Source organism: Halorubrum laminariae, assembly GCF_024494655.1.
GTDB lineage: Archaea > Halobacteriota > Halobacteria > Halobacteriales > Haloferacaceae > Halorubrum > Halorubrum laminariae.
The window spans coordinates 1-25,212 of sequence record NZ_JANHDL010000009.1; the positions used below are offsets into that span (position 1 = coordinate 1).

At 65.5% G+C, this 25,212-nt stretch carries 31 protein-coding genes and 2 tRNA genes; 16 read left to right on the forward strand and 17 right to left on the reverse strand.

What is annotated here, in order from left to right:
• Positions 1 to 114 (forward strand): Fe-Mn family superoxide dismutase (locus NO887_RS13505; RefSeq protein WP_256417582.1); only part of this gene is annotated, 114 nt, incomplete at its 5' end.
• A gap of 163 nt (positions 115 to 277) precedes the next feature.
• Here NO887_RS13505 and NO887_RS13510 read toward each other — a convergent pair.
• From NO887_RS13510 to NO887_RS13540, 7 genes are all read right to left on the reverse strand, one after another.
• Complete coding sequence (locus NO887_RS13510) at positions 278 to 844, reverse strand: peptidylprolyl isomerase (RefSeq protein WP_256418793.1); 567 nt, start codon at positions 842 to 844, stop codon at positions 278 to 280.
• Between the two features lie 243 nt (positions 845 to 1,087).
• Positions 1,088 to 1,160 (reverse strand) — tRNA-Thr (locus NO887_RS13515).
• 572 nt (positions 1,161 to 1,732) lie between these two features.
• Entirely contained in the window at positions 1,733 to 2,722 is a 990-nt protein-coding gene (locus NO887_RS13520) for a class I SAM-dependent methyltransferase (protein WP_256418794.1), read from the reverse strand.
• Positions 2,723 to 2,904: 182 nt separating this feature from the next.
• Positions 2,905 to 3,297, reverse strand: a complete 393-nt coding sequence (locus tag NO887_RS13525) for a type II toxin-antitoxin system VapC family toxin (protein ID WP_256418795.1) — start codon at positions 3,295 to 3,297, stop codon at positions 2,905 to 2,907.
• The gene (locus NO887_RS13530; protein WP_256418796.1) at positions 3,294 to 3,446 is read right to left on the reverse strand and encodes a hypothetical protein; all 153 of its coding nucleotides are present in this window, start codon (positions 3,444 to 3,446) and stop codon (positions 3,294 to 3,296) included. The genes NO887_RS13525 and NO887_RS13530 overlap by 4 nt, the downstream gene beginning before the upstream one ends.
• A 95-nt stretch (positions 3,447 to 3,541) precedes the next feature.
• Entirely contained in the window at positions 3,542 to 3,835 is a 294-nt protein-coding gene (locus tag NO887_RS13535; protein ID WP_256418797.1) for a chorismate mutase, read from the reverse strand.
• Between the two features lie 4 nt (positions 3,836 to 3,839).
• Complete coding sequence (locus NO887_RS13540; protein ID WP_256418798.1) at positions 3,840 to 4,739, reverse strand: shikimate kinase; 900 nt, start codon at positions 4,737 to 4,739, stop codon at positions 3,840 to 3,842.
• Between the two features lie 125 nt (positions 4,740 to 4,864).
• Here NO887_RS13540 and NO887_RS13545 point away from each other — a divergent pair, with 125 nt between their 5' ends.
• The 3 genes from NO887_RS13545 to NO887_RS13555 all read left to right on the forward strand — a co-directional run bounded on the left by NO887_RS13545 (position 4,865) and on the right by NO887_RS13555 (position 5,994).
• The gene (locus NO887_RS13545; protein ID WP_256418799.1) at positions 4,865 to 5,323 is read left to right on the forward strand and encodes a DUF5796 family protein; all 459 of its coding nucleotides are present in this window, start codon (positions 4,865 to 4,867) and stop codon (positions 5,321 to 5,323) included.
• Positions 5,324 to 5,400: 77 nt separating this feature from the next.
• The gene (locus NO887_RS13550) at positions 5,401 to 5,787 is read left to right on the forward strand and encodes a ferredoxin (protein WP_256418800.1); all 387 of its coding nucleotides are present in this window, start codon (positions 5,401 to 5,403) and stop codon (positions 5,785 to 5,787) included.
• A gap of 122 nt (positions 5,788 to 5,909) precedes the next feature.
• Positions 5,910 to 5,994 (forward strand) — tRNA-Leu (locus tag NO887_RS13555).
• A 276-nt stretch (positions 5,995 to 6,270) separates the two neighbouring features.
• On the opposite strand, the gene NO887_RS13560 is transcribed toward NO887_RS13555, so the two are convergent.
• Positions 6,271 to 6,441 (reverse strand): hypothetical protein, encoded by a 171-nt coding sequence (locus NO887_RS13560; RefSeq protein WP_256418801.1) that lies wholly within the window; start codon positions 6,439 to 6,441, stop codon positions 6,271 to 6,273.
• A gap of 208 nt (positions 6,442 to 6,649) precedes the next feature.
• Here NO887_RS13560 and larC point away from each other — a divergent pair, with 208 nt between their 5' ends.
• Together larC and aspS are read left to right on the forward strand one after the other, a co-directional pair.
• Positions 6,650 to 7,996 (forward strand): nickel pincer cofactor biosynthesis protein LarC, encoded by a 1,347-nt coding sequence (gene larC, locus NO887_RS13565; protein ID WP_256418802.1) that lies wholly within the window; start codon positions 6,650 to 6,652, stop codon positions 7,994 to 7,996.
• 90 nt (positions 7,997 to 8,086) lie between these two features.
• The gene (gene aspS, locus NO887_RS13570; RefSeq protein ID WP_256418803.1) at positions 8,087 to 9,391 is read left to right on the forward strand and encodes an aspartate--tRNA(Asn) ligase; all 1,305 of its coding nucleotides are present in this window, start codon (positions 8,087 to 8,089) and stop codon (positions 9,389 to 9,391) included.
• Positions 9,392 to 9,434: 43 nt separating this feature from the next.
• Here the strand turns inward: aspS and NO887_RS13575 are convergent, their stop codons facing one another.
• A complete protein-coding gene (locus tag NO887_RS13575; RefSeq protein ID WP_256418804.1) occupies positions 9,435 to 9,713 on the reverse strand; it encodes a UPF0058 family protein in 279 nt (92 codons plus the stop codon).
• Positions 9,714 to 9,827: 114 nt separating this feature from the next.
• Positions 9,828 to 10,043: a DUF7120 family protein gene (locus tag NO887_RS13580; RefSeq protein WP_256418805.1), complete on the reverse strand. Its 216-nt coding sequence runs from the start codon at positions 10,041 to 10,043 to the stop codon at positions 9,828 to 9,830.
• 218 nt (positions 10,044 to 10,261) lie between these two features.
• Here NO887_RS13580 and NO887_RS13585 point away from each other — a divergent pair, with 218 nt between their 5' ends.
• Together NO887_RS13585 and NO887_RS13590 are read left to right on the forward strand one after the other, a co-directional pair.
• Positions 10,262 to 10,876: a molybdopterin-dependent oxidoreductase gene (locus tag NO887_RS13585; protein WP_256418806.1), complete on the forward strand. Its 615-nt coding sequence runs from the start codon at positions 10,262 to 10,264 to the stop codon at positions 10,874 to 10,876.
• A 425-nt stretch (positions 10,877 to 11,301) separates the two neighbouring features.
• The gene (locus tag NO887_RS13590; protein WP_256418807.1) at positions 11,302 to 12,702 is read left to right on the forward strand and encodes an isochorismate synthase; all 1,401 of its coding nucleotides are present in this window, start codon (positions 11,302 to 11,304) and stop codon (positions 12,700 to 12,702) included.
• A 10-nt stretch (positions 12,703 to 12,712) separates the two neighbouring features.
• Here NO887_RS13590 and NO887_RS13595 read toward each other — a convergent pair whose 3' ends face one another.
• Positions 12,713 to 13,453 (reverse strand): proteasome assembly chaperone family protein, encoded by a 741-nt coding sequence (locus NO887_RS13595; protein ID WP_256418808.1) that lies wholly within the window; start codon positions 13,451 to 13,453, stop codon positions 12,713 to 12,715.
• Positions 13,454 to 13,576: 123 nt separating this feature from the next.
• Between NO887_RS13595 and NO887_RS13600 the strand changes: the two genes are divergently transcribed.
• Positions 13,577 to 14,575, forward strand: coding sequence for an RsmB/NOP family class I SAM-dependent RNA methyltransferase (locus NO887_RS13600; protein ID WP_256418809.1), 999 nt, complete (start codon positions 13,577 to 13,579; stop codon positions 14,573 to 14,575).
• A complete protein-coding gene (locus NO887_RS13605; protein WP_256418810.1) occupies positions 14,572 to 15,126 on the forward strand; it encodes a DUF7122 family protein in 555 nt (184 codons plus the stop codon). Before NO887_RS13600 ends, NO887_RS13605 begins: the two co-directional genes overlap by 4 nt.
• Positions 15,127 to 15,189: 63 nt before the next feature.
• Here the strand turns inward: NO887_RS13605 and NO887_RS13610 are convergent, their stop codons facing one another.
• The 3 genes from NO887_RS13610 to NO887_RS13620 all read right to left on the reverse strand — a co-directional run bounded on the left by NO887_RS13610 (position 15,190) and on the right by NO887_RS13620 (position 17,916).
• Entirely contained in the window at positions 15,190 to 15,714 is a 525-nt protein-coding gene (locus NO887_RS13610; protein WP_256418811.1) for a DUF371 domain-containing protein, read from the reverse strand.
• Positions 15,715 to 15,773: 59 nt separating this feature from the next.
• On the reverse strand, positions 15,774 to 16,604 hold the full coding sequence (locus tag NO887_RS13615; protein ID WP_256418812.1) for an amidohydrolase family protein: 831 nt from the start codon (positions 16,602 to 16,604) through the stop codon (positions 15,774 to 15,776).
• Between the two features lie 124 nt (positions 16,605 to 16,728).
• Positions 16,729 to 17,916, reverse strand: coding sequence for a redox-regulated ATPase YchF (locus NO887_RS13620; protein ID WP_256418813.1), 1,188 nt, complete (start codon positions 17,914 to 17,916; stop codon positions 16,729 to 16,731).
• A 134-nt stretch (positions 17,917 to 18,050) separates the two neighbouring features.
• On the opposite strand from NO887_RS13620, the gene NO887_RS13625 reads away from it, so the two are divergent.
• The 6 genes from NO887_RS13625 (at position 18,051) to NO887_RS13650 (ending at position 24,052) form a co-directional block, all read left to right on the forward strand.
• A complete protein-coding gene (locus NO887_RS13625) occupies positions 18,051 to 19,601 on the forward strand; it encodes a D-aminoacyl-tRNA deacylase (protein ID WP_256418898.1) in 1,551 nt (516 codons plus the stop codon).
• A gap of 75 nt (positions 19,602 to 19,676) precedes the next feature.
• Positions 19,677 to 20,825, forward strand: a complete 1,149-nt coding sequence (gene ftsZ / locus NO887_RS13630) for a cell division protein FtsZ (protein WP_256418814.1) — start codon at positions 19,677 to 19,679, stop codon at positions 20,823 to 20,825.
• 110 nt (positions 20,826 to 20,935) lie between these two features.
• Positions 20,936 to 21,112: a protein translocase SEC61 complex subunit gamma gene (locus NO887_RS13635; RefSeq protein WP_006628863.1), complete on the forward strand. Its 177-nt coding sequence runs from the start codon at positions 20,936 to 20,938 to the stop codon at positions 21,110 to 21,112.
• Positions 21,112 to 21,564: a transcription elongation factor Spt5 gene (locus tag NO887_RS13640; RefSeq protein ID WP_256418815.1), complete on the forward strand. Its 453-nt coding sequence runs from the start codon at positions 21,112 to 21,114 to the stop codon at positions 21,562 to 21,564. Before NO887_RS13635 ends, NO887_RS13640 begins: the two co-directional genes overlap by 1 nt.
• Positions 21,565 to 21,671: 107 nt before the next feature.
• Positions 21,672 to 22,634: an archaeosortase A gene (artA, locus tag NO887_RS13645; RefSeq protein WP_256418816.1), complete on the forward strand. Its 963-nt coding sequence runs from the start codon at positions 21,672 to 21,674 to the stop codon at positions 22,632 to 22,634.
• 137 nt (positions 22,635 to 22,771) lie between these two features.
• Positions 22,772 to 24,052, forward strand: coding sequence for an MgtC/SapB family protein (locus NO887_RS13650; protein ID WP_256418817.1), 1,281 nt, complete (start codon positions 22,772 to 22,774; stop codon positions 24,050 to 24,052).
• A 49-nt stretch (positions 24,053 to 24,101) separates the two neighbouring features.
• Here the strand turns inward: NO887_RS13650 and NO887_RS13655 are convergent, their stop codons facing one another.
• From NO887_RS13655 to NO887_RS13665, 3 genes are all read right to left on the reverse strand, one after another.
• Positions 24,102 to 24,365 carry a hypothetical protein gene (locus NO887_RS13655; protein ID WP_256418818.1) on the reverse strand — a complete coding sequence of 88 codons (264 nt, stop codon included), beginning with the start codon at positions 24,363 to 24,365 and terminating at the stop codon, positions 24,102 to 24,104.
• A gap of 26 nt (positions 24,366 to 24,391) precedes the next feature.
• Positions 24,392 to 24,766, reverse strand: coding sequence for a CBS domain-containing protein (locus tag NO887_RS13660; RefSeq protein ID WP_256418819.1), 375 nt, complete (start codon positions 24,764 to 24,766; stop codon positions 24,392 to 24,394).
• 62 nt (positions 24,767 to 24,828) lie between these two features.
• Positions 24,829 to 25,212, reverse strand: a complete 384-nt coding sequence (locus NO887_RS13665) for a CBS domain-containing protein (RefSeq protein WP_256418820.1) — start codon at positions 25,210 to 25,212, stop codon at positions 24,829 to 24,831.

Consider the following 25,212-nt stretch of genomic DNA (forward strand, 5'->3'; position numbering starts at 1 on the left):
TACTACCACGACTACGGCCCCGCACGCGGCGAGTTCGTCGACAACTTCTTCCAAGTCGTCGACTGGACCGAGCCCGCCGCACGCTACGAACAGGCCGTCGAACTCTTCGAGTAACTGGGCCCCGCGCGCTTCAACTGCGCGAGGTGCGCGTCGAGTTCCGTATTTTTTGCACTGTCTGAGAAGCGATGCCTCTCGGTGAACGTGTGTCAGTACCGGACTGAGCAGCGGCGAGGTCGTCGCCGGAGGAGAACTGCTGACAGCCGCCGAACGGAGAGCGTTACTCGTCGACGGTGACCTGTTCGATTTCGACGGTGTCGCGCGGTTCGTCTCGGCGGTCGGTGGGAAGGGAGCCAATCTTCTCGACGACATCCATCCCGTCGATCACCTGCCCGAAGACGGCGTGTTTTCCGTCGAGGTGCGGCGTGGCGTCGAGCGTGACGAAGAACTGCGAACCGTTGGTGTTCGGACCGGAGTTCGCCATCGAGAGGATTCCCGGACCGTCGTGGGTCAACTCGTCGTGGAATTCGTCGTCGAACTGATACCCCGGGCCGCCGCGACCGCTCTCCTGCGGGTCGCCGCCTTGGATCATGAAGTCGTCAATGATGCGGTGGAAGACGTTACCCTCGTACAGTGAGTCGCCTCGTGTCTCGCCCGACTCGGGGTCCTCCCAAGTGTTGGTGTCGCGAGCGGGCTCGGCGTCCGCGGCGGGATCGTGACGCGCCAACCCGAGGAAGTTTCCGACCGTCTTCGGCGCGCGGTCGGCAAACAGTTCGATGACAACATCGCCGTGGTTCGTGTGAAGCGTTACCTGCGGATTGTCCGGATTGGAAACGTCTCGTGCCATATCTCCGCGAAGGAACGCACGCCGGAAAACCCTACCCATGTCGACGAACTCGGTAGAGCGTGTGGATCGCGATCACCCCGCACGCTCTGCTTTTCGATTTAGAGCCTCTCTCCGGATTTCCGGTTCACGAAATACGGTAGAAGAGCCGGAGGAGAGGATTGTGAACCACGGTCCTTCCGCTTCGCTCCACTCCCTGATTCAAACCCTCCCGCGGCTCTCTGACTCACTTCGTTCCGTCAGAAGAGCCGGAGGAGGGATTTGAACCCTCGACCTATTCCTTACGAAGGAATCGCTCTGCCAGCTGAGCTACCCCGGCACGCATGTGACCATTCCCGAACGGAAAAATAAGGGTTCCGAAACGGTGGCGGCAGCGCGTGTCCGGTCAACGTGGAGCAGAACCACTGTTCCGGCCGATCAGCAGACACTCGATATCCATACGTTTCGAAATACCTGTTGTATCACTACATACGAGTAGGTATATAGAAAATAGTTCGTATGATATAAGGAAAAAGCATAAATATGTGGTCGGGTTTCTATCGAAGTATGATAACACCGAACGCGTGCCGCGATGGCGGGGATCGACTCCCTCGTCGGTGCTTGCCCGGTCAGAGCCCGTACCGGGCGTCGACGACCCGCGTCGATCGCACCCCCCACGGCGATCCGACGCGCCACTCTCCCCAGCGAGTGATCCGCCACGGCGACCACGTGGCCAACGCTACCGGCGTGTCAAGCGCATAATCGCCTCTGACCTCGACCGGCCACGAGGCCGTGGACTCTTGTCATGTGACGGGCCCGATGCCGCACCGACCCGCGATACTCTCGGGCGGGCGGCGACCATGCCTTTGCCACACCGCCTATCCGCACTGCCGCCCTACACTCGAATGCTTCTCACATCCGCGTGAGTCTGACATCCAGACAGACGTTGTACTCGTGTGGCGCGTACGAACGGACGAGACGCTCCGTTTCCACGTCGACCGCGTACTCGTCGCCGGCGGCAGCGCGGATCGCCTCCGTCCCCGGACCGAACGGGTCGTCCTCGTGTTGGATGTCGTAGTAGTGAAGGGCGCACTCGTCACCGGCCAGCGCGACCGCCGTATCGAGGAATTCGTCGGCGGAGTGCGGGAGATTCATCACGAGTCGGTCGGCCGTGTCGGCGTACTCCGTCGTCGTCTCGCGTACGTCACCGGCAATCGCGGTCACTCGATCGGCGACGCCGTTGCGTTCGGCGTTTGCGCGGAGGTACTCGATCGCCGTCGAGTTCAGGTCGCAGGCGACGACGTCTGCACCGCGGCTCGCCATCGGAACCGCGTACGGACCGACTCCGGCGAACATGTCGACGACCGTTTCGCCCGCGTCGACCTGCGTCACCACGCGGTGGCGCTCCGTGGCCAGCCGCGGCGAGAAGTAGACCTCGGCGACATCGAGTGCGAACGCGTGGCCGTACTCGCGGTGGACCGTCTCGGTACCGTTCCCGGCGAGCACGTCCCACTGCCGAACGCGGAGCTCTCCCTCGATGGGCGATGCGCGATTGAGCACGGTCTCACAGAGGAGATCGGAGGCCATCACGGCCTCGGCGATCGCGGCGGCCCTATCGGGGTCGTCCTCGTCGACGATGACGATATCTCCCAGTCGCTCCAGCGAGGGCTCGAAGCCGAGAATCTCGGCGGGCGTCTTCGGGCGGTCGCGCTCGGCGGCATCGCGCATCTCGATCTGCTCTGCGAGGTCGCTCGGAACTCGCTCCGGGTCCGAGACCGGAATATAGATCGTGTTGCCGTCGACGGCGATTTCGTGGTCGCTGTCGAGCGCGTCGGCGTCGGCGAGCCGCTCGCGGACGTGCTCGCCGCGCTCGCGCGCGACCGCGACGCATGGAACGCTCATTGCTCCAACGAGACTCGATGCGGCATAAACACTAACGCTTCCTACCCGAGGACTCCACCGACGCTTCGTTACTCACCGATAATCATCGATTCTCCCGCTGTTCGACCCTTGTCCAAGTAGTCGACTGGCGTAACAGAGACAGCACGGATTGCCGCTATTCGCCGCCTTCTCCAAAATCGACGCTAGTCCACCAACTCTGCCGGTGGGACGGCACCGTTATCCAGCAGTTCGCCGTCGAACGTGACCAGCGTCGCGTCGATATCTTCGGCAAGGGCGAGAAGAACGCAATCGAGCGTGTACAGTAACGTGTCTTGCTGAAGACTGTACGCCGCAATCTGGTCGCTGATTTCCGGTGCGTAGATGTCGACGTTCCCGTAGACATCGGTCAGTACCTCCTCAACGCGCTCCTGTTCCACGCGTTTCTTTTTCATCAACACCGATCGAATCTCCATGAGGTTGAGAATCGACGTACAGAATTCGTGACTCTCGTTCAGGAGTTCGGTCGCTACGTCGCCTCGACCCGGTTCGTCTGTGAGGCTGGCGACGAAAACGTTCGTGTCGACGAACACCTTCATCGACGTTCTCGTGTTTCGCGTACCGCCGCGACGGAGTCGACATCGACATCAGCCAGTCGTCCCGACAGCAGGTCGCCGAGCTTATCCCCTGATTCGTCGTCTCCATCGGTCTGTCTCGACCAATCCGGCGGCGTCGCGTAACTCCCCATACTGATGAGTACAGGAGATGATTATAAATCAGTTTGGCCGGTCGTGCGCTGTCCCTGATTCGGCGGCACTCGTGAGCGTTCGAGGGTGTTGCGTCCTACCGACTCTCCCGTTGCTCCACTTTGTTCAACTCGATCAACAGCCGGAAGATCGCTTTCACGAGGTTGGCGTCGACATCGAACCGCTCTGCGTTGTCGCCAGCGCGCTCCATCACGCGCTCCTCCTGTCCCTCGTCCGTCGTCGGGAGGTCTCGGTCGGCTTTCACCGCCGCCACGGTGTCGGCGACGTACGTCCGGCGGGCGATCAGTTCGACGATTTCGCGGTCGATATCTTCTATCTCGTGGCGCAGTTCGTCCAGACTCATCTCTTCGGGGGTGGGTGTGTCGCTCATGGGTTCACTCTCGGAGAACGGTCGCGCCGTCGTTTCTGGTCGTCGTTCGTCGCAGTGCACCGGGTCGGTCGCTCCACACATCAGCGACCGCGTCGAGGTCGGCATCGGGGGAAGTCGGGTCTGCGACGGCGACGACGCTCGGTCCGGTACCGGACAACGAGACCCCGGACGCGTGTGGCATCGCCTCGACCGCGGGGTCGGCGTCGAACCCGAGCGCGGCCGAGAAGGCGAGACCGTTGACCGTCATCGCCTCGGTGTACCGTCCGTCGAGCGCGAGGTCGGCGACGAGGTCGGCCATCGGAGCGACCGCTTCACAGCGATCCACGTCGGCGTCGGCAGTGTAGGCGCGCTCGGGCGGCGTCCACACGAGCACGTCCCAGTCGACGGAGGCGTGCGACCGGAGATCGTCGCTCTCGTTGTCAGTGACGGCGACGCCGCCGAGCATCGAAGCGGCGGCGTCGTCGAACGCGCCCGTGACCGTGACGCCGGCCTCGCGGGCGGCGCGAACGCCGAGTCGACAGCCCTCGAGACGGGTGACATCGACCGAGGGGTCGTCCGGATCGTCGCCGACCCCGAGTCCGAGCGCGTCACAGGTCGCGAGCACGGTCGCATTGGCGGCCGCGCTGGAGCTTTTCAGTCCCGCCGCGAGCGGCACGTCGCTGTCGGTGCGGACGGTGCCGCCCTCGTCGTCGCCCCAGCGGTCGACGGCGAGGGCGACGCAGCGCTCGATCAGGTCGGTGTCAGCGTCGGCGTCCTCGGCTATCGTCCCGTCGACGGCGTCGCTGTCGGGGTCGAGTTCGACCATCGCGCGCGTCTCGACGTCGATGCCGAACGCCGCGCCGGTGCCGGTCGCGAGCGCGTTCAACACGGTGCCGGCCCCAATCGCCGCCGCCCGTCCCTGCATGCACTCACGGCTCGCGAGCGCGAATAAAGAGGTAGCGATCACGGCGAGTCTCTCACAGGCTCTGTGCGTGTGCGTACCCGGCACGTCCCGCGCCGCTTTTCAGTCGTGCGCTCGGACCGGTTCGTATGTCAGCGCCTTCGCGAAGCGACGTTCCGCCGACGTCGATCGGGATCGACCTCCGGGAGGAGGGCGTCGTCGTCGAGTATCTCGACGGGCGGACGACCCTCTACCGCGGCGTTCCGGACGCCGTCGAGGGGTCCGTGACGGCCGGCCCGGGAAAAGAGACGCACGTCCTCGTCACTGACCCGACCGAGACCGAGGGCGTGATGACGTACGTCAACGATTACAACACGGACGATGAAATTCTGGAGGAATCGGGCGTCGGCCGCGTTATCGTCGAGGAAGGCGACCGCGACGAGGTGTTTCCCGGCGTTATCGTCGGCCGAACGGGGCAGCGTAACGAGGTGATCGCCGACCCCGAGATCGCCGGTGGCCGCGTGTTCGTCTTCGTCGAGGACGGCTGGACGGAGGGGAGCTACGAGATCGTCGAGGGGCCGGACGACGGGCTCGACGCGCACCGGTGAGCGGTGAGAGCAGTGAGAGCAGTGAGAGCGGTGAGAACGATCGACAGACGAAAGTCGCATCGGCGTCGACAACGTGTATGAGCGACGCCGACGAGACGGCGGTGGACACCGACGAGGCCGAACCGGAGACCGATCGCGACGAGGTCGTCAAAGCGAGCGACATCGGCGGCGACGGACCACCGATCGAGGAGAAGCCGTACAAGATCGTCTTCGAGGCCAACAAGTGCTTCGGCGCGGGCAAGTGCGCGGAGGTCGCGGACAACTGGGTGATGGACATCCAAAGCGGCATGGGGAAGCCGCGGTCCTACTACATCGGCGAGGACGAACTCGACGAGAACATCCGCGCTGCGGAGGTGTGTCCCGCGAAAAAAGACCAAGGCGTGATCCACGTCGTCGACCGGCGCACAGACGAGGAGATCGCGCCAGACCCGCACGGCGACGGGACGCTCTCGGTCGATTGGTAAGTCACTGACCGGTCGAATGGAGGTCGGTCGAATGGAGGCCGGTCGACTGGGCGACGGGCAGCCGGCGTCTTCGCCCGATCTTTCGAAAGGGGTTTGACCCCGCCGAGTGAACCCGAGACCGCGCGGGGGTGGCTGAGCTTGGCCAAAAGCGGCGGACTTAAGATCCGCTCCTGTAGAGGTTCGAGGGTTCGAATCCCTTCCCCCGCATTCCCGCTGCGAGCACTTCGCGAGCAGCGGGACTCGGCCCAGAGGGGATTCGAATCAGGGAGCGGGAGGTGAGCGAGTATCGCGAGCGAACGGGAGCGACCGTGGTTCGAATCCCTTCCCCCGCATCGCTGTCGCGAGCACCTCGCGAGCGACAGCGCTCGGATCGGAATGGATTCGAAACAGGGAACGAAGCGAGCGCAACGAGCGGAGTGAGTGAGGTTCGAATCCCTTCCCCCGCATCGCTGTCGCGAGCACCTCGCGAGTGGAGAGATTCCCTCAGTTAGATTCGAGTGACTTCGCCCACCTGACGAAGTTGTCGAAGGCGATCATCACGAGGGTGAAGAACACGACGAACACCCCGCCGTGTAGGAAGTCGAATTGTCCGGAGAACGCAAGCGATACGAAGAGGTATGCAGACAGTGCGGCGATGACTCCCGAAAAGTACATTCTCACGTGAGTGTTCATACGTCAGATACAACTTCGAGTGTCATGAATCCATCCGAGACATACTGACCATACCGTTCACGCGCGATCTGTATCGACCGGTCGATTCATTCGACGTTATACATTGGAAACGAATCTAACGGGACCGGCGGTCCGATTCGTGAGACGGCGAATCCGGAGGTATTTGTCCGGCGATCGCGTCCGGTCGCGTATGCGAACGCTCGTCTTCGACGGCCGAACCGGTGCCGCCGGCGACATGATCTGTGCCGCGCTGATCGCTGCCGGCGCTGATCCGGCCGTGCTGGATCCCGTTCCCGAGCGACTGCCGGTCCGGTACGAGGTGGGCAAGACGACGCGAAACGGGATACGGGCAACGACCGTCGACGTGCTCCTCGACGGTGAGGGAGGGGACCTCGACGCGTCGAACGACGACCACAAGCACGACGACCACGAGCACGACGGCCACGACTACGACGACCACGACCACACGCACGATCATGCCGAAGGCGCGGGCGTCACCCGGAACTACGCCGAGGTCGTTGCGCTCGTCGAATCGATGGAACTGCCCGAATCGGTCGAAGCGGTCGCGCTCGACGCCTTCGAACTGCTTGGCCGCGCCGAAGCGTCGGTCCACGGCACGGACTTGGACGAGACGCACTTCCACGAGGTGGGAGCGGACGACGCCATCGCGGACGTCGTCGGCGCGGCCCTCCTCCTCGACGACATCGACCCCGACCGCGTCGTGACCACGCCGGTCGCTACCGGGGACGGGGAGGTGACGATGGCCCACGGCGTCTATCCGCTTCCCGCGCCGGCGACGACGGAGATCGCGACTCGCGCGGACTTCGCGATCCGCGGCGGCCCCGTCGACACCGAACTCGACACCGAACTGCTGACGCCCACGGGCGCGGCGATTCTCGGCGCGATCGCCGAGGGCGTAGATGCGGTTCCGGACCTCGACATCGACGCCGCGGGGTACGGTGCCGGCGACGCGACGTTCCCGGAGCATCCGAACGTGCTGCGCGTCCTCGCCGGCGACGGGCGAGGTCCTGCCGCCGAGGTGGAGCGAGACCGGGACGCCGAGGGACTGGTCCGCGACGAGATCGCGGTGCTCGAAACGAACCTCGACGACGCTACTCCGGAGGTGCTCGGCGGGCTGCAGGAGACGCTCTCGCGGGTCGGTGCGAGAGACGTGACGGTCGTCCCGACGACGATGAAGAAGTCGCGCCCCGGTCACCTCGTGAAGGTGATCTGTCGTCCGAATGACGCCGAGGCGGTCGCGGAGGCGCTTGCTCGCGAAACGGGCACGCTCGGTGTCCGACAGTCGGGCGCGAGCCACCGATGGATCGCCGAGCGCGCGTTCGAGTCAGCGGTTATCTCCGTCGACGGGACGGACCACGAGGTATCGGTGAAGGTCGCGTCGACCGCCGACGGCGAGGTGTACGACGTAAGCGCCGAGTACGACGACGCGGCCGCCGTCGCTGAGAAGACGGGACTCCCGGTTCGAGAGGTGCTTCGACGCGCGGAGACGCAGGTCCACGCGGAAGTCGACGGCTGACCCGGGCGGACCGCTCCGGTAGGAGGCTGACTCAGGCGAGACGACAGGCCTATGACGGCCGCCCGACCAGTGAGACCTAACGCAGTTTCCATGATCGAGCGTATTCACACGTCTGAGGTCGAACCGGACGCGGACGAGGTCGCCATCGCCGGCCACGTCCACGAGATCCGCGATTTGGGTGGCCTCGTCTTCCTCATCGTCCGCGACCGCGAGGGACTCATCCAGATCGTCTTCAAAGAAGAGCGCGAGCCGGCCCTGTTCGAGGCGGTCCAAGATGTCGGAGCCGAAGATGTCGTTCGCGTCGTCGGGGAGCCGCTGGAAAGCGATCAGGCACCCGGCGGCGTCGAAATCGCTCCCACCGAGTACGAGGTCATCGACGAGGCAGGGTCTCCGCTTCCGCTGGAGATCTCGAAAGACATTGAGGTCGACCTCTCCACGCGGCTCGACAACCGCGCGCTCGACCTCCGGAAACCGGAGACGCTCGCTGTGTTCACGCTGCGTTCGAAGCTGATCACGGCGATGGAGGAGTGGTTCGACAACGAGGGGTTCGTCGATATCAAGACGCCGCTCATCTCGAAGGGCGGAGCCGAGGGCGGCGCGGAGCTGTTCCCCATCCTCTATTACAACAAGGACGCGTTCCTCTCGCAGAGCCCGCAGCTCTACAAGCAGATGCTGATGGCCTCCGGCTACGAGGCCGTCTATGAGACCGGCACCGCGTTCCGCGCCGAGGACTTCGCGACCTCCCGGCACGTCTCGGAGATCGCGATGTTCGATGTCGAACTCGCGTACATCGACAACCACGACGACGTGATGGACGTACAAGAGGAGTCGCTCCGGTACGCGCTCCGCGCGGTCGCAGACGAGGCCGAGCGCGAACTGGACCTGCTCGACGTCGACCTCGACGCACCGGAAGAAGACTTTCCGCGGATCACCTTCGATGAGGCGCTCGACATCTTAGAGACCGAGTTCGGCCACTTCCCGGATGATCCGACCGATCTCGACACGAAAGGCGAGAAGCTGCTCGGCGAACACTTCGAAGAGCAGGGCCATCCCGCCTTCTTCGTCGTCGGCTACCCCGACGAGAAGTTCTACTACATGCAGGATGTCGAGGGCGACGACATCGCCTCCCGGAAGTTCGACCTCATTTACAAGGGACAGGAACTGTCTTCGGGCGGTCAGCGCGAACACAACGTCGATCGGATGGTCGAGGTCATGGAAGCGGAGGGCGTCGAGACAGCCAACTTCGAGTTCTACATCGAGGCTCTGAGTTACGGGACGCCGCCGCACGGCGGCTATGGACTCGGCATCGATCGGCTCGTCCAGCAGGTCGCCGGTCTCTCGAACATCAAGGAAGCGATCATGTTCCCGCGAGACCCGAACCGGCTGGAACCGTAGCTAGGAGGTGACGGAGAGTCCGTAGAACGTCGAAGCGCGCGTCTCAGATCTTGTTTTCGGCATCGTCGGCGAGCTCTTTCATCCGCTTACCGACGCGGCCCGCAGGCGAGAACTCGTCTTCGCTCATCGCGTTCGCGAGGGCGTTACCGAGTACGAACACGGCGTGTTTGTGCTCGCTCTTCGACTTGTGGACGTGCGACGGGTCGACGTCGAGTTCGTCGTACGGATCGAAAAGCGAACTGTCGACTGTTTCGTGGTCACGGAAGTGCTCCATGATCGTCACCATTTCTTCGTGAAGTTCGAGTAGCTCGTCTTTGTGCATACCCGAAAATACGGGTCCTTGCCCCTTTAAGCGTTGTTGAGGGGGTCACGCACGGTTTTGTCGGTCCGCAGCGCGTCCGCTCGGAGGCACATCGTGAAACGGGCTCGCCGTCGGTCAGAACACGTACTCGTCTTCGTGACCCATCATCCCCCCGTCCTCGAAGCCGCTCGACTCCTCGTCGTCGCGGGGGCCGCTCGTCTTGTACGCCTTGATTCCCGTTGAAAGCAATTCCTCGACCGCCTCCTCTCGATTGAGGAACTCTCCCTCTTCCACCATCTGGGCGATCTGCATCTCCAGATGCTCCGGCACGGTTATCTCCACTCGTGGCATTTGCTATTCGGGAGTAACGGCAACGTGTATATAAATGTGGCGTCGAGGGTGTGGAGATGAGAAACCAAATTTTGAAATTTTTGAACACTATTTGAGTAGTACTAATTTCAGTTTCTATTCACGGGATTAATGTACGAGTTCGTATGTGTTATGTACATGATAATAGCGGATCCGATCGCGAGCGACACCGATAGGTGTCCGCACCGCCGATCACGCGTATGACCGACTCCGCGGCCGGCGGCGTGACGGATCTCACAGGTCTCTATCGGGAGTACGGCGACAGTCGGCTTCCGCCCGGACAACGGAAAACCGATCGCTTCCCGGTGCTCTCGAAAGGAGAGACGCCAGCGTGGGACGCGAATTCGTTCGCCTTCGAGGTGTGGGGTGCCGTCGACGAACCGCTGTCGTTCTCACTCGCGGAGTTTCGCGACCTCCCGGCTGTCACGCAGCGACAGGACTTCCACTGTGTCACCGGATGGAGCAAGTTCGACTGTACGTTCACCGGCGTCGAATTCGCAGAGATCGCTGAACGTGCCAGACTCGACGACGGCGTCGAACACGTCCTGTTCCACGCGCTCGATGGTTACACGACGAACCTCTCGCTCGACGAGTGCACCGAGCCCGGCATGCTGTTCGCGTACGGCTACGACGGCGGCGACCTCCCCGCAGACCACGGCGGGCCGATCCGGGCCGTCACGCCCCACAAGTACGCGTACAAGGGCGCGAAGTGGGTCTCGGGCGTCGAGTTCTGCACCGAGAAGGAACTCGGCTACTGGGAGAAGCGCGGGTACAGCGACACCGCGAACCCGTGGAACGAAGAGCGATACAGCTAGCGAGTAACCGACCCCACCCTACTTCGCTCACCCTACCGGGTTCGCTCGTGGAGGGTGGGGGTTTGATGTGGGACTCGCCGTCAGTTGTCGCCGGGAAGGAAGGTCATTCCTCGCCCGTACCGAACGACCTTCGGGGTCAACATCCCCACCATTCGGGGGCCGGGCTACTGCGGCCCGTGATACCGGCGACGTGTGCGACGGTATCACTGGCTTCCAATACGGTGGCCCCCGAAAAAAGTATATCGAACGGCGAGTCAGTCAGCATCAACCACGTTGCCTGTTCCCCACCATGTCGGCTTCCTCTCCGGCCTCAAGGAGCGAGGCCGGAGGCTCCGCCTTGAAAGATGCTGTCGCGTGTCGGTTGACGAGACCGACGACTCCACCGATAGTCAGGATAAAGGTTCCGCGGCTCCGACTTCTCCGCAATGGAACGGGCGCGTTCGACGTCGTCGCCGTCGCTCGTCAGTCGCACGGTCGAAATCGACGCGCCGGCCTTCGCGGCGGTGTTCGACGCGCTCCCCGCACCGCGGACGACATGGAACGCTCCCGACGACGCGCTGGTTCTCGGCAGCGGAGCGGCGGCGACGCTGACGGGACGCGGTGCCGACCGCTTCGCCGACGTCCGCACCGCCGCCACCGACCTGTTCGACTCCGGCGACGTACACGCCGGCACCGAGGCCGCCCGTCCTCGCGTGTTCGGCGGCTTCGCGTTCCACGTGGGGAGCTGCGACGGCGACCCTTGGAAACCGTTTCCCGAGGCGCGATTCGTCCTCCCGCGCGTGCAGGTGACGTTCGCCGACAACGGCATCTGGCTGACGGTGAACGCGATCGGCGCGAATGCCTCCGTGGACGACGTTGAAGACCGGCTCGAAGCAGAGGCCGAGCGGATATCGGGGATCGACGCGACGGCGGAACGGCCGGCGCGTCCGGGTATAATTGCGAGTCACCGGACCACGAGCCGCGAGGCGTGGCGGACAGGAGTGGAGGCCGCGGTCGACCGCATCCGCGGCGGCGACTTACAGAAGGTCGTCCTCGCACAGGCACTTGAAGCGGAGCTGTCCGCCCCGTTCCCGCGTGCGGCGACGCTGGAGCGGCTCGCAGAAAAGTATCCGGACTGCCACCGATACTACTTCGAGCCCGACGGCGACGACCGCGGGAGCGCCTTCTTTGGCGCGACTCCAGAGCGGCTGGTCGCGCTTCGCGGCCGGACGGTCGAGACGGACGCGCTCGCCGGCACCACCGGTCGCGGCGAGACCCCAGAGGAAGACGAGTGGCTCTCGCGCGAACTGCTCGACGACGCCAAGAACGTCCACGAGCACCAGCTGGTGGCGGAGACGGTCTGCGACCAGCTCAAACCGTTCGCTGCGTCGATTTCGGCCGGCGACAGGCGAGTGCGACGACTCGCCACGGTGCAACACCTCCACACGCCGATCACCGCGGAACTCGACGACGACCGCCACGTCCTCGAACTGGTCGAGGCCCTCCACCCGACGCCCGCGGTCGGCGGGCTTCCGCCGGACCGCGCGCTCGACACCATCCGAGAGGCGGAGCCGTTCGACCGCGGCTGGTACGCCGCCCCGGTCGGCTGGATCGACGCCGCCGGCAACGGCGCGTTCGCGGTCGCGATACGCTCTGCGGTCGCGCGCCCCCGCCGCGCGACGCTTTTCGCTGGCGTCGGTCTCGTCGCCGACTCCGACCCGGACCGCGAGTGGGACGAGGTGCAGCTCAAGTACCGGCCGATTCTTGATGAGTTGGAGGACGTGAGCGACGGACGCGGAGAGAATCTGGGGACTGCAGAGGCGGCAGAGGTGACAGACGACACCTAGTCCGCTCCGGTCACTGGAACATCTTCAGCGGCTCCGCCTGCGAGCTCTCCTCGGTCGCCTGCCGCATCTGCTCTGCGAGTTGCTGTTTCGCGTCGCGGATCTCGGTCGCTTGGTCGACGAGGCCGTCAGTCGGCGTCTCGGTCCCGGCGATCGGGTCGATGCCGTCGCGAATGAGGATCCGGGCGGCCTCCGGGTCGGGGAACTTCGGGTCCGACTCGACGATGAGGCCGACGGCGTCGCGGCCGCGTTCCAGCGCCGCCGCGATCATCGCGCCGGTCGGCCCGGAGACGAGCCCCGACTCCGACGGGTCGTCGACCGCCGCCCGCGACAGCGCGTCGCCACCGTCACCGGTCGCGATCCCGTACAGCGCCGGCGGCTCCTCGCCCTTCTCGCGGCCGAGACCCGAGAGGAACACGGGGAACGTTTCGGTCTCGTCGAACCAGCTGTCGAGACAGTTCGCGACCTCGGTGGCGGCGTTTGGGTGGACCGGAACGTCGCTGCGGAGCGCGACGAGGTCGCGCTCGGGGTCGGCGTACAGCCGCACTGGGGCCGTCACCGCCGAATCGTCCTCGTGATACACCGCCACTCGTGGGAGGCCGTCGCAGTGGACGTTCGCGTAATGGACCATCTCGTGTTCGTCGATCATGTGATCGGTCGCTATCTTTCCGACGAGGCCGACGCCCGGGAACCCCTCGACGAGGGTGGGTTCGGACAGCGAGACATCGTCGTCGAGAACGGATATTCGCGCCATGCGCAACGGTACGATCGCGGCCGACCTAAAGATGGGGCCGACTCACCGATGCAGCCGATTCAGTCACAGGTGCGGGTCGATCCGTCCCGAAACCGTCTAACCGCCTGCCGCGAAACGACGGCCATGAACCCGCTCGACCGCTACGAGCCGCTCGTCGACGACGTCGACGCGTTCAGGGCGGCGTGCGACCGCCCGCTGCCGTCGGTCGTGCGCACGAACGGTATCGCCACCTCTCCGGAGCGCGTCCGCGAGGCGTTCGACGAGGAGGGAGTGGCGTATGAACCGGTCGACTGGCATGACGGGCTCTTCCGGCTCCCCGACGGGAACCCCGGCGGGAACTGGCCGTACGTCCACGGCTGGACCCACGGACAGGAGGAGGTCTCCGTGCTCCCGGGGATCGCGCTCGACCCGCAGCCCGGCGAGCGCGTCTGGGACGCCTGCGCCGCGCCGGGAAGCAAGACGACTCAGATAGCCGACGCGATGGACGATGAGGGGACTGTGGTCGCTAACGACAACAACCTCGGACGGCTCTCGGCGCTGCGACACAACGCCGAGCGACTCGGCGTGACGAACGCGATCGTCACGAATCAGGACGCGCGAAATTTCTCGTTGAAGCCGCTCGCGTTCGACGCGTTCGACCGGGCGCTCGTCGACGCCCCCTGCTCGTGTGAAGGCACCTGCCGGAAGAACCCCGACGTGCTCGACGAGTGGACGCTGGACCACGTCCACGGCGTCGCCGGGGTCCAGAAGGGGATCCTCGCGCGCGCCGTGCAGGCGACTCGTCCGGGGGGAACCGTCGTCTACTCGACGTGCACGTTCGCGCCCGAGGAGAACGAGGCGGTGCTCGACCACGTGCTCGCGAACGAGGACTGTGCGATCGTTGACTTCGACCTCCCGCTGGAGACCGCTCCGGGCGTCACCGAGTGGGAGGGGGAGACCTACGACGAGACGGTGACTCGGGCGAAGCGGATCTACCCGCACCACAACGACACGGGGGGGTTCTTTTGTGCGAAGCTGCGGGTGGGCGGCGATGGTGGCAGCGGCGACGACGACAGCGGCGGCGACGGTGGCGATAGCGGCGACAGCAACCGCACCGCCGGCGACGAGGAGGTGGCCGCGTGAGCGATCGCGACGCCGCTGGCGACGGAGAGTCAGGTCCCACCAACGTCGGCCAGCGATTCGATCGCCTCCCGAAGACCCCAGCAGACCGGGTGGTCGAGGGGCGCGCGAGCCGTGCTGAGGTCCTCGACTGGTTCGACAAGCGGTTCGGGATCGGCCCGAGCGTCTTGGAGGGCTACAGCTTCTGGGAGAAAGGCGCGGGGAAGATCTGGGTGTTCAACGGCGAGGCGACCGACCCGAGCGAGGTGGAGGCGATCGGGATGACGCTCCTCCGGACGCGACAGGAGCACTGGAAACCCACCGGTCGGGCGGCATCGCGGTTCGGCGCACACGCGACGCGAAACGTGATCGAGTTGGACCCCGCGCAGGCCGCCCGGTTCGCGGCCGGCGAGGATCAGGACCTCCGCGAGTGGGAGGGCGACTGGGGATACCTGATCGCGACCCACGAGATCGCCGGCGAACAGGTTCCGATCGGCGTCGGGCTCTACCTCTACGACGAGCTCCGCTCCGTTGTGCCGAAGGGGAGCCGAGCGGACCTCCCGGTCGTCGAGTGACAGCCGGGCGCGATGGGGAAGTCGGGGGCGGTCACTGGATCGTGATCGGCCTCGATCGGACAGTCACTCGCTCGGCTCCACCGTCAATCGTAAGATCGCGGGCGCGCCCGCAGCGAGCGCGGCGACGAGGTCCCGGTCGAGGTCGGCGGCCGCGCCGTCGCCGTCAACGAGAATCGTCCGCTCGTCGTCGGTGTACGCGCTCGTCCGACCGACCATGGACCGGTCGTCGAGGAGTGTCAGGTCGGGGTCGCCCCGGCCGACTATCGCGACCTCGTGAGTCGGATCGTCGAGCCCGACCGTCTCGTCGTCCGGCGCTCCCACCGCAATCCGCGCCGTGATCGTCGCGTCCGCGTCCTGACACGTCTCCCGGAACTCGGCGGAGAAGTCTCGCGGAGCGCGGTTGGCGTCGATGCCGACGATGCAGTCGCCCGCGGGCGTGAGCCAGTCGTCGGTGGTGAACTCGACGGTGCTCGCGTGCGCTGCGGTGACGTGTTCGTGACCGGTCGCCCGGACGACCTCGACGAGCGGGTCGTCATCATCGGCGGGGTCGTCGGCACCGACCGCGTCGTCGGTGTCTGCGTCGCTCATGGGCGTGGGTGGGCGACGCGGCGACAAGTGGCTACCGTCTCGGCTCCGGCTCGCGCGGCTCAGACGTCCGCACCCTCAGCGAGCGCGGGCACCAGTCGGACCGGGTTCTTCGCGAACACCCGGCGCATCAGGTCCTCGGAGACGTCGAGCGTGAGCACTTCCATCACGCCGACGTTCGGGTGCGCGTCAGGCGCGCCGGAGCCGAACAGCACGCGGTCGGGGTGCTCTAATATCCCGCGTTCGAGCACCTCGCGGTAGCGCACGGCCGTCGTGTCGACGTACAGCCGGTCGTGGTCACTGAGAAGGTCGAGAGTCTCGTTCATCAGGTCGGCGTCGAGCGGATGGCCGCCGAAGCTCCCAAGCACCACGGGGAAGTCGTAGCCGAGCAGCTCGGCCTCGACCGCCGTCGGCGGGAACCGCTTGCCCGCGTGGACGATGAGCGGGAGGTCCGCGTCCGCCAGCCGCGTCAGCACGTCTTCGTTCGGGAGCCCGTCGACGTGCGGTGCGAGCGTGAATCCGTGAAAGCGGTCGTCGTAGGAGTACTGCTCCACGTCATCCGGGCGAGTGTGGTGGTCCTCGCGCTCTGCGCGGAGATTCCGAACCACGGACAGCGGACCGGTCCCGGCGTCCCGCGGACCGTTGAGGCGGGCGAACGCGACGAAAGGCCGGTCGATGGAGAGGCGGGCGACGGCGTTGTTCGCGCGGAGATAGCTCCTCCCGGACGCGCGCTGGCCGGGGCTCGCGACGGCGCGGACGATCCCGGCCTGAAGCATCTCCCGTTCCAGCCGCTCCGGCGAGATGTCCCGACCGTGGGTCGCGACCGACGACTCGTCGGGATCGAGTGTCGCCCGAGTGTCGACGATCCGGAAGTCGTGTTCAAGCCCCAGCATGACGGGTGTCTACCGATCCCTCTCGGGCGATTCGGATGTGTCTATCGATCGCACGGAGATATCGCACTGTTTCGATCTCGACCACAGAGCCGCCGCAGTCGCGTCGACGGACCGGTCGATCCGGTCACGGTCCTGCGGTGGAAACGATCTTGATCACGTCGCCTTCCGACATTTCGTGGCCCTCGCCGATCCGGCGCGAGGAGCGCGCGTCGACCGCGTGGAGGTACCCCTCGCCGATGTCGGTGTGGACCGCGTACGCCAGATCTGGCGGCGTCGAGCCCGCGGGCAAGAGGAACGCGTCGGGGAGCACGTTCCCGGTACCGTCGGTCCACTTCGCTGCGTCCTGTACCGGGAACACCGTGATCTGATCGAGGCGGTCGTAGACGGCCGCGTTCAGCGCCGTCTGCACGCCCGTTCCGCCGTGAGCGGCCATCGCGTCGGCGAGCGCGTCGAGGCCCGCCCGCTGACTCTCGGAGACATCGCCGACGATCTCGAACGTCTCGTCGCCCGGGTCGTAGTCGACGACGCCGGCCTCGGCAGCGCGACGAAGGGCACGTTCGCCGTCCGCGGTCGCGGGGATCACGGGCTTGTCCGTCCCCTCGCGGATGCGATCGACCGCACCCTCGGGGGCGGCGTCGACCTTGTTGGCGACGACGACGATCGGCTTGGTCCGCCGGCGAACCGCCCGCGCCAACGCTTCGCGGTCGTCGCCGGTCCACGCCTTCGGATCGTCAGGATACTCCAGCCCGCGGAGCACCGTTGCCACGTCGCCCTCGCTCGCGCCGAATCCCGTGAGCATGTCAGTGAGCGCCGCCTCTATCTCGAAGTCCGGCGACCGCGACTTGCGCTCGACGCTCTCCCAGTTGCGGTCGACGATTCCCGTGAGCCACAGGTCCATCTCCCCCTCGATGAAGCTCACGTCGTCGAGCGGGTCGCGGCTTCCGGGCTCGACCGGCTCCCCCTCGGCGTTCGTCGCCCCAGAGGCATCGACGACGTTCACCACCACGTCGGCGTTCGTCAGCTCGTCGAGGAACTGGTTTCCGAGGCCTTTCCCCTCGTGTGCGCCCGGAACGAGTCCCGCTACGTCGAGGAGTTCGACCGGAACGTAGCGCTTCCCGTCGCGGCAGCGCTCGTTGCCGCACCGCTCGTCGCGGTCGAGACAGGGGCACTCGGTCCGGACGTGCGTCACGCCGCGGTTGGCGTCGATCGTCGTGAACGGGTAGTTCGCGATGTCGGCGTCCGCCATCGTCGCGGCGGTGAAAAGCGTCGACTTGCCGGCGTTCGGCTTCCCCGCCAGCGCGACCGTGATCATACGCGAGGCTCGCGGGCCTGCGAAAAGCGCCTTTCGGTCGTTGTCCGTCCGCCGAGGCGATTTGTCAGCCGCGGAATCCCGTTGTGCGACTGCGAACCGACGGCTATTCGAGTGACGCCCCCGGAGCGACGGGCGTGATAGCGATCGTCGTGAGTCGGGCCGACAGCGCCTCGGTACACATCGGAGAGCAGTTGCTCGCGGTCGGTGACTGGGCGTCTCACGAGGACGAGACGCGCCCCGATTCGGCCGGCGGCGGCCGGTACTACCGGACCGACGGGTTCGAACTCCGCGAGTTCGATGACCTCCACGTCGATCTGGACGACCCGACCGACGCGTTCGGTGCGGACGGCGAGAAGCCAGATTTTCTGGTGTTCGTCTCCAGACACTCGGGCGACAGCGGCGAGCTGCTGACCGCCCACGTCACCGGCAACTTCGGGCCAGCGCCGTACGGTGGGGAGGCGGAGACGCTCTCGCGGGCCGCGCCCGGCGCGGAAAAGCGCGTCGTCGCGGCGCTCGCGTCTCACGCGCCCTCCGGGTACGACGTGGGGATTGAGTGTACGCACCACGGACCCACCGACGTGAGCGTTCCGTCGCTGTTCGTCGAACTCGGGTCGGACGAGCCGCAGTGGACGGACTCGAACGCGGCCCGCGCCGTCGCGCGAGCGGTCCTCGACCTGCGGGGAACGGGGCCAGCCCTGCTCGCCGCAGCCTCCGACGAGGGAGGGATTGACCCTCAGCAGGGCGAGACAGATTTCCGGCAGGGCGAGACCGAACCCCGCCACGTCGTCGGCTTCGGCGGCGGCCACTACGCGCCGCGGTTCACCCGGATCGTCCGCGAGACGGCCTGGGCGGTCGGCCACGTCGGCGCTGACTGGCCCCTCGGCGAGATGGGCGCGCCCGACGCGAACCGGAACGTGATCGAACAGGCCTTCGAGCGGAGCCGAGCCGACCTCGCCGTGGTCGAGGGAGACCGCCCCGCCCTCAAGCAGGTGATCGCCGACCTCGGACACCGGGTCGTGAGCGAGACGTGGGTGCGGACGGTCGGCGATCGCCCCCTCGCGCTGGTGGAGCAGTTGGAGCGCGACCTCGCGACGGTCGACGCCGGGCTCCGGTTCGGCGATGTCACACCGGCCTCGGCGTCAGATTCCGACGCACTACAGATCTGCGAACTGCCGGCCGCGTTGCTGTCGCGGGCGCAGGGCGTGGACGCGGACGCGACGCGCGCGACGGTCGAGTCGAGTACCGTCGCCTTCGAGACCGAACAGGCCGGGACGCGAGCCGTCGGTCGCGCCGCGTTCGCGACAGACGCGGCGACGCCCGGCTACGCCGACCTCGTCGCCGAACTCGCGGCCGTGCTTGAACGTAGATACGACGAGGTCAAGTTCGAGTACGACAGCATCGTGGCCGCGGACGACGCGGCGGAAAGAGACTCGCCTGCCGACGCCGAACCGACGGTCGTCGTCGCCCGCGAGACGGCGTTCGATCCGGCGCTCGCCGCCGAGCGCGGCGTCCCGGAGGGACCGGCGTTCGGACGGCTCGCCGACGGCGACGCGGTCGAGGGTGACGGCGAGACGATCGAGCCGGCGGACGTGTCGCGGACGCGGGTTGATCGGTTCTCGATTCCGACCGACGGAGCCACCGACGACGGGCCCGCTGACGACGAAGCCGACGATCGTCACGCCTGATCGACGGATTCCGTCCGACTATCGTCAGACGATCGGGCAAAAATAAATACGTCCGGGTCGCAACCACACCACATAATGGATTCTATCGTAGAGGACGCCATCGACGAAGCCGAGGAGTCTCCGGACGACCCGGGGGGAGCCGACGCGGACGCCGGCGACGGTACGTCCGGGACGCCACCACAGACCGGGACGATGACCGACGACGAACTGCAGGATGTCCTCCAAGACCTTCAGACGAACATCACCGTCGTCGGCTGCGGCGGGGCCGGCGGTAACACCGTCAACCGGATGACCGAGGAGGGGATCCACGGCGCGAAGCTCGTCGCCGCCAACACCGACGTGCAACACCTCGTCAACATCGAGGCCGACACGAAGATCCTGATGGGTCAACAGAAGACGCAGGGTCGCGGCGCGGGCTCGCTCCCGCAGGTCGGTGAGGAGGCCGCAATCGAGTCGCAAGAGGAGATCCAAGATGCCATCGACGGCTCCGACATGGTGTTCGTCACGGCCGGACTCGGCGGGGGCACGGGCACCGGGTCGGCTCCGGTCGTCGCGAAGGCCGCCCGCGAGTCGGGCGCGCTCACCATCGCGATCGTCACGACCCCGTTCACCGCTGAGGGGGAGGTCCGCCGGACGAACGCCGAGGCCGGACTCGAACGCCTCCGCGACGTGAGCGACACCGTCATCGTCGTCCCCAACGACCGCCTGCTCGACGCGGTCGGGAAGCTCCCGGTCCGGCAGGCGTTCAAGGTGTCCGACGAGGTGCTGATGCGCTCGGTGAAGGGAATTACGGAGCTCATCACGATGCCCGGGCTGGTCAACCTCGACTTCGCCGACGTGCGCACCGTCATGGAGAAGGGCGGCGTCGCGATGATCGGCCTCGGCGAGTCCGACTCCGACTCGAAGGCGCAAGACTCGGTGAAGTCGGCGCTGCGCTCGCCGCTGCTCGATGTCGACATCTCCGGTGCGAACTCCGCGCTGGTGAACGTCACCGGCGGGCAGGACATGTCCATCGAGGAGGCTGAGGGCGTCGTCGAGGAGATCTACGACCGGATCGACCCCGACGCGCGGATCATCTGGGGCACATCCGTCGACGACGATCTGGAGGGCGAGATGCGGACGATGATCGTGGTGACGGGCGTCGAGTCGCCGCAGATATACGGACGGAACGGCGAAGCGCCGGAGGGCGCGGCCGACGTCGAAGACATCGACTACGTGGAGTGAACACATCGATTACGCGGAGTGAGTCGCCGCGCGGTCGGACCGACGACGAGTCCGACCGATCGGTCCGCATCAAAAGGTAAAAACCGTCTCGTCTCGAAGCCGCTCGTAACATGGACGTTCCGTACGACCTCAACAGCTACATTCGGGTGCTGAAGCTGGCGAGCACGCCGAGCACCGACGAGTTCCTACAGGTGTCGAAGATCGCCGGCGCGGGTATCCTCCTCATCGGGTTCATCGGCTTCCTGATGTTCGCGATCATGAGCCTCCTGCCGGGGGTCGGCGCGTAATGCCGATCTTCTCGGTCAAGACCACTGCGAGCCAGGAGCGGACCGTCGCCGACATGCTCGCCGAAAAGGAGATGCCGGAGATCCAGGCGGTCATCGCCCCCGACCAGCTCACGAGCTACGTGATGGTCGAAGCGACGGACGGGAGCGTATTTGCCCGAATACTCGACGAGATTCCGCATGCCAACGGCGTGATCCAAGGATCAGACGGGCCAGCTAAGAGCCCCTTCTCGGAGGTCGAACACTTCCTCTCGCCGACTCCCGACGTGGAGGGGATCGCCGAGGGCGACATCGTCGAACTGATCGCCGGGCCGTTCAAAGGCGAGAAGGCCCGCGTCCAGCGGATCGACGAGGGCAAAGACCAGGTGACGGTCGAGCTGTACGAGGCGACCGTCCCGATCCCGGTCACCGTCCGCGGCGACCAGATCCGGGTGCTCGACTCAGACGAACGCTGACCGACTCGGACGGCTCAGAAGGGAGGTTCTGCTGAACTGTACGGAGATACCCGACGGACCGTCGGCAACGACAAGGGCTTTATTCGGTGACGACCGACCGATCGGATATGTTCGGTTCCGGCGTACCGTCAATCTTGAGCCTGGTCCCGGACACGTTCACGTTCGCGTGGATCGTCGCAGTCTTGTTCGCCGTCGCGTGGCTGCTCGACAGCCGCGGACTCGCGGCCGGTCGCGCGCTCGCGGCCGGAACGTGGGCGCTGTTCGGACTGTTCTGGCTGTCGACGGTGCCGTACTTCGCGTTCGAGCATCAGAGCTACGTCGAGTCGATCCTCGCGCTCGTCGGATTCCCCGCCAGCGTGTACGCCGGATACCTGTTGTACAGCGGCCGTGCGTCGCTTTTTACCCTGACACGGGCGATCGCGATCATGCTTTTCATCTACCTCCCGTTCGAGACGATCCCGGCGTTCACGGTCGGCGGCGTGGCGGTTCCGGAGCCGCGACGGGTGCTCATCGAGATCGTCGCGGCGCAGACCGGAGCGCTCATCGATCTCCTCGGATATGCGCCCGAGGCGGTGACGAGCAGCGAGGGGTACGACGCGGCGTACGCTTGGACCCTCGAAGACGGTCACACTGTCGTCATCCACATCGTGCTGGCGTGTACGGGGCTGGGGAGCATGGCGATCTTCGGCGGACTGGTCGCTGCGGTGCAGGCCCCGTTGGCGCGGAAGGTCCGCGCGCTGGCGGTGTCGATTCCGCTCATCTACGTCCTCAACATCCTCCGAACCACGTTCATCTCCGTCGTCGCCGGTAACCAGTACATGCACTGGTACCCCGACCTCGTGTTGACCATGTTCGGCGCGACCGATCCGTACCGCGTCTCATTCCTGATCTCCGACCGGATCATGAGCCAACTGCTCGCCGTCGTCGCGCTCGTTGGGATCACCTTCCTCGTCGTGCGGCAGATGCCCGAACTCGTCGTTGTCCTCGAAGACGTGCTCTATCTCCTCACGGGCGAGGAACACGATCTCACTGAGTCGCTCGATCTGCCCAGAGAGCCGACGAACCGGTGACCGGAGCAGTGACGCCGCTCTACGATCTATTGTCAGGTAGCAAACTATAGGGGTCGCTGTCGCGTGGTTCGACGTATGTGTAGTACTTCCTCGACGGGCGACGATCGCTTGCTCGCGGAGCAACGGTGGTGGTGGACGTGATAGACGCCGTCGACCCGCTCGTGTATCTCCAGACGAACGTCGCGAAATTGGTGTTGGCGACGGCGCTCGGAATGTTCCTCGGACTGGAGCGGGAGTGGTCGCAGAAATCCGCCGGAATCCGGACGTTCGCGTTGATCAGCCTCGCGGCCGCGGTGTTCTCGCTTGTCGACAGCGACGGCCTGCTGATCGTCGGCGGGGTTCTCATCGTCGCAATCGCAGTGATTCTAGCGGTTCGAAGCTTCGTCGAACCCGACATTGAGGGACTCTCGCTCACGACCTCAGTCTCGATGCTCGTCACGTACGGGGTTGGCGCGCTCGTCGCCGGCGAGTTCTTTATCGAGGCGGTGACGGTGGCGGTGCTCTCCTCGCTGTTGCTCGTGTTGAAACGGGAGCTTCACCAGTTCGCGTGGGGACTCTCTAGAGAGGAGATGCGCAGCGCCGTCGAGTTCACCATTCTCGCGTTCGTCGTCTTCCCGCTGCTTCCGACCGAAACCATCGACCCGTGGGGCGCGATCCAGCCGCGGCTCGTCTGGTCGCTCGTCGTCGCGGTCAGCGCGATCGGCTTCGTGAACTACGTGCTCGTGAAGCGGTACCAGAGCCGTGGCTACGCGGTCACCGGCTTCTTCGGCGGGCTCGTGAACTCAACTGCAGTCGTCGCCGAGATGGCCAAGCGAGCCCGGGGGGACGAGAACCTCAGAGATGTCGCCGTCGGATCGATTCTACTCGCGAATGCGGCGATGGCGCTCCGGAACGCCGCGGTCGTCGCCGTCTTCGTGCCCGACGCAGCCCTCGTCGTCGTCGCGCCGCTCGGTGCGATCACGGTTGTGGGGGTGACCGCTGCGGTGTGGCGAAGCGACTGGCAGACGCCGATAGAGACGGAACTCACCTCGCCGTTCAGCCTGCGAAACGCGCTGACGTTCGGCGTGCTGTTCCTCGTGGTGTTGCTCGTCTCTGCGGGCGCAGAGCGCGCCTTCGGTGCGGGCGGGTTCGTCGCCACGTCGTTTCTCTCGGGACTCGTGTCGTCGGGAACGTCGACGGCGACCGCGGTGTCACTCCTTGGGACCGGACAGATCGGCGTCGACACCGCGGTCGCGGGCGTGGTCGCCGGGACGGTCGCGAGCGTCCTCGTGAAGACCGTCTTCGCCGCGAGCGTTGCGCGAGAACTCGTTCGGCCGGTGTTACGGAAGTACAAGGAGAAAGCCTCGCGCTTCAGCGCGGGGATGAATCCGATACCGCCAGCACAAGCTCTGATCGGCGTGGGTAACGGATATTTTTAAGTAATCACACACCGCATGAACAAGTATCCGAGGCGGTCTATCCGCCCGATTAATTGGACAGTATCGGGATTCCCTCACCCCATCGCAGAAACACCCTTTCTGCGGGACTGGTGTGGATGTCGTCAAAAGTAACTCCGAATCCCATACCGGGATAGGAGTACCGGCTGATTGGCACAGCCAGTAGCTGTCCATTCGGACAGCTACAAACCACAATATCCCACCCCAGCGGCGCGGTGCCGTGGGAATCCTCGCGCTTCAGCGCGGGGAGGATGTCAATCTGGAACCTCGTGTTGATCGCCGCCGCCGTCGTCATCGGCGTTCCGTTCCTCCTTTGACCGACTACGAGAGGTGTTCGGCCACGTCCGTCGAGGAGACCATTCCGAGGTAGTCGTCGTCGACGACCGGGAGGTGTTTGACACCGTACATCGTCATCATCGCCGCGACTTCCTCCATCATGAGGTCTGGAGTCACCGTCTCGACATTCTCGGTCATCACGTCGCGGACGCTCGTCGACTCGATCTCGCGCTCCTCGGCGACCGCGCCGACGATGTCGCTCTGGGTGACGATACAGCCGCCGCCGGTCGTGACGACGAGCGCGCTGATTCCGTCGGCGTCCATCCGTCGCGCCGCGTCGCGCAGGGGTTCGTCCGCACCGATCGTCTCCAGTGGCGTCGACATGATATCGCTGACGCGGGTCCGATCGTTCAGGTCCATACCATGTCGTGTGCTATCACGTTAGATTACTCTTCCGGAATACGCAATCGGGCAAGTCATCGCTACCGGGCCTTCGAGAGGAACACCGTGAGATCGGTCGTCGAGACCATGCCGATCAGTCGGCCGTCTTCGGAGGTCACCGGCAAGTGGGTGTACCCGTGTGCTGTCGGCTCCGCCAATTCCTCGACGGTGTCGTCGGGTCCGATAGTGACAACCTCGTGTGTCATGAACGCGTCGACGGTCGTCTCGTCTTCCGGGTCGTTCTCGTGGACCAGCGAGACGAAGTCAGTAGCTGTAATCAATCCCGTCAGTCGACCGCTGTCGACGACCAGAACGGAACTCACGCCGGTATCGAGCATCAGCGTCGCGGCGTCGGCCGCCGTGGCGTCCGGTCCGATCGTGACGAGATCCGTCGACATAATCTTCTCTACTGCTGGCGTATCCAT

Coding starts and splice junctions, on each gene's coding strand:
- NO887_RS13540 (WP_256418798.1), bottom strand. CDS start 4,739: ATGCAGGGACGGGCGGCGGCGATTGGGGCCGGCACCGTGTTGAACGCG.
- NO887_RS13510 (WP_256418793.1), bottom strand. CDS start 844: ATGGCACGAGACGTTTCCAATCCGGACAATCCGCAGGTAACGCTTCAC.
- NO887_RS13530 (WP_256418796.1), bottom strand. CDS start 3,446: ATGGGGAGTTACGCGACGCCGCCGGATTGGTCGAGACAGACCGATGGA.
- NO887_RS13655 (WP_256418818.1), bottom strand. CDS start 24,365: ATGACGACGGCGGCGGCGATCAACACGAGGTTCCAGATTGACATCCTC.
- NO887_RS13660 (WP_256418819.1), bottom strand. CDS start 24,766: ATGGACCTGAACGATCGGACCCGCGTCAGCGATATCATGTCGACGCCA.
- NO887_RS13560 (WP_256418801.1), bottom strand. CDS start 6,441: ATGTACTTTTCGGGAGTCATCGCCGCACTGTCTGCATACCTCTTCGTA.
- NO887_RS13545 (WP_256418799.1), top strand. CDS start 4,865: ATGTCAGCGCCTTCGCGAAGCGACGTTCCGCCGACGTCGATCGGGATC.
- ftsZ (WP_256418814.1), top strand. CDS start 19,677: ATGGATTCTATCGTAGAGGACGCCATCGACGAAGCCGAGGAGTCTCCG.
- NO887_RS13615 (WP_256418812.1), bottom strand. CDS start 16,604: ATGCTGGGGCTTGAACACGACTTCCGGATCGTCGACACTCGGGCGACA.
- NO887_RS13635 (WP_006628863.1), top strand. CDS start 20,936: ATGGACGTTCCGTACGACCTCAACAGCTACATTCGGGTGCTGAAGCTG.
- NO887_RS13620 (WP_256418813.1), bottom strand. CDS start 17,916: ATGATCACGGTCGCGCTGGCGGGGAAGCCGAACGCCGGCAAGTCGACG.
- NO887_RS13550 (WP_256418800.1), top strand. CDS start 5,401: ATGAGCGACGCCGACGAGACGGCGGTGGACACCGACGAGGCCGAACCG.
- aspS (WP_256418803.1), top strand. CDS start 8,087: ATGATCGAGCGTATTCACACGTCTGAGGTCGAACCGGACGCGGACGAG.
- larC (WP_256418802.1), top strand. CDS start 6,650: ATGCGAACGCTCGTCTTCGACGGCCGAACCGGTGCCGCCGGCGACATG.
- NO887_RS13575 (WP_256418804.1), bottom strand. CDS start 9,713: ATGCACAAAGACGAGCTACTCGAACTTCACGAAGAAATGGTGACGATC.
- NO887_RS13525 (WP_256418795.1), bottom strand. CDS start 3,297: ATGAAGGTGTTCGTCGACACGAACGTTTTCGTCGCCAGCCTCACAGAC.
- NO887_RS13585 (WP_256418806.1), top strand. CDS start 10,262: ATGACCGACTCCGCGGCCGGCGGCGTGACGGATCTCACAGGTCTCTAT.
- NO887_RS13640 (WP_256418815.1), top strand. CDS start 21,112: ATGCCGATCTTCTCGGTCAAGACCACTGCGAGCCAGGAGCGGACCGTC.
- NO887_RS13600 (WP_256418809.1), top strand. CDS start 13,577: ATGAACCCGCTCGACCGCTACGAGCCGCTCGTCGACGACGTCGACGCG.
- NO887_RS13590 (WP_256418807.1), top strand. CDS start 11,302: ATGGAACGGGCGCGTTCGACGTCGTCGCCGTCGCTCGTCAGTCGCACG.
- artA (WP_256418816.1), top strand. CDS start 21,672: ATGTTCGGTTCCGGCGTACCGTCAATCTTGAGCCTGGTCCCGGACACG.
- NO887_RS13520 (WP_256418794.1), bottom strand. CDS start 2,722: ATGAGCGTTCCATGCGTCGCGGTCGCGCGCGAGCGCGGCGAGCACGTC.
- NO887_RS13535 (WP_256418797.1), bottom strand. CDS start 3,835: ATGAGCGACACACCCACCCCCGAAGAGATGAGTCTGGACGAACTGCGC.
- NO887_RS13580 (WP_256418805.1), bottom strand. CDS start 10,043: ATGCCACGAGTGGAGATAACCGTGCCGGAGCATCTGGAGATGCAGATC.
- NO887_RS13595 (WP_256418808.1), bottom strand. CDS start 13,453: ATGGCGCGAATATCCGTTCTCGACGACGATGTCTCGCTGTCCGAACCC.
- NO887_RS13610 (WP_256418811.1), bottom strand. CDS start 15,714: ATGAGCGACGCAGACACCGACGACGCGGTCGGTGCCGACGACCCCGCC.
- NO887_RS13665 (WP_256418820.1), bottom strand. CDS start 25,212: ATGGATACGCCAGCAGTAGAGAAGATTATGTCGACGGATCTCGTCACG.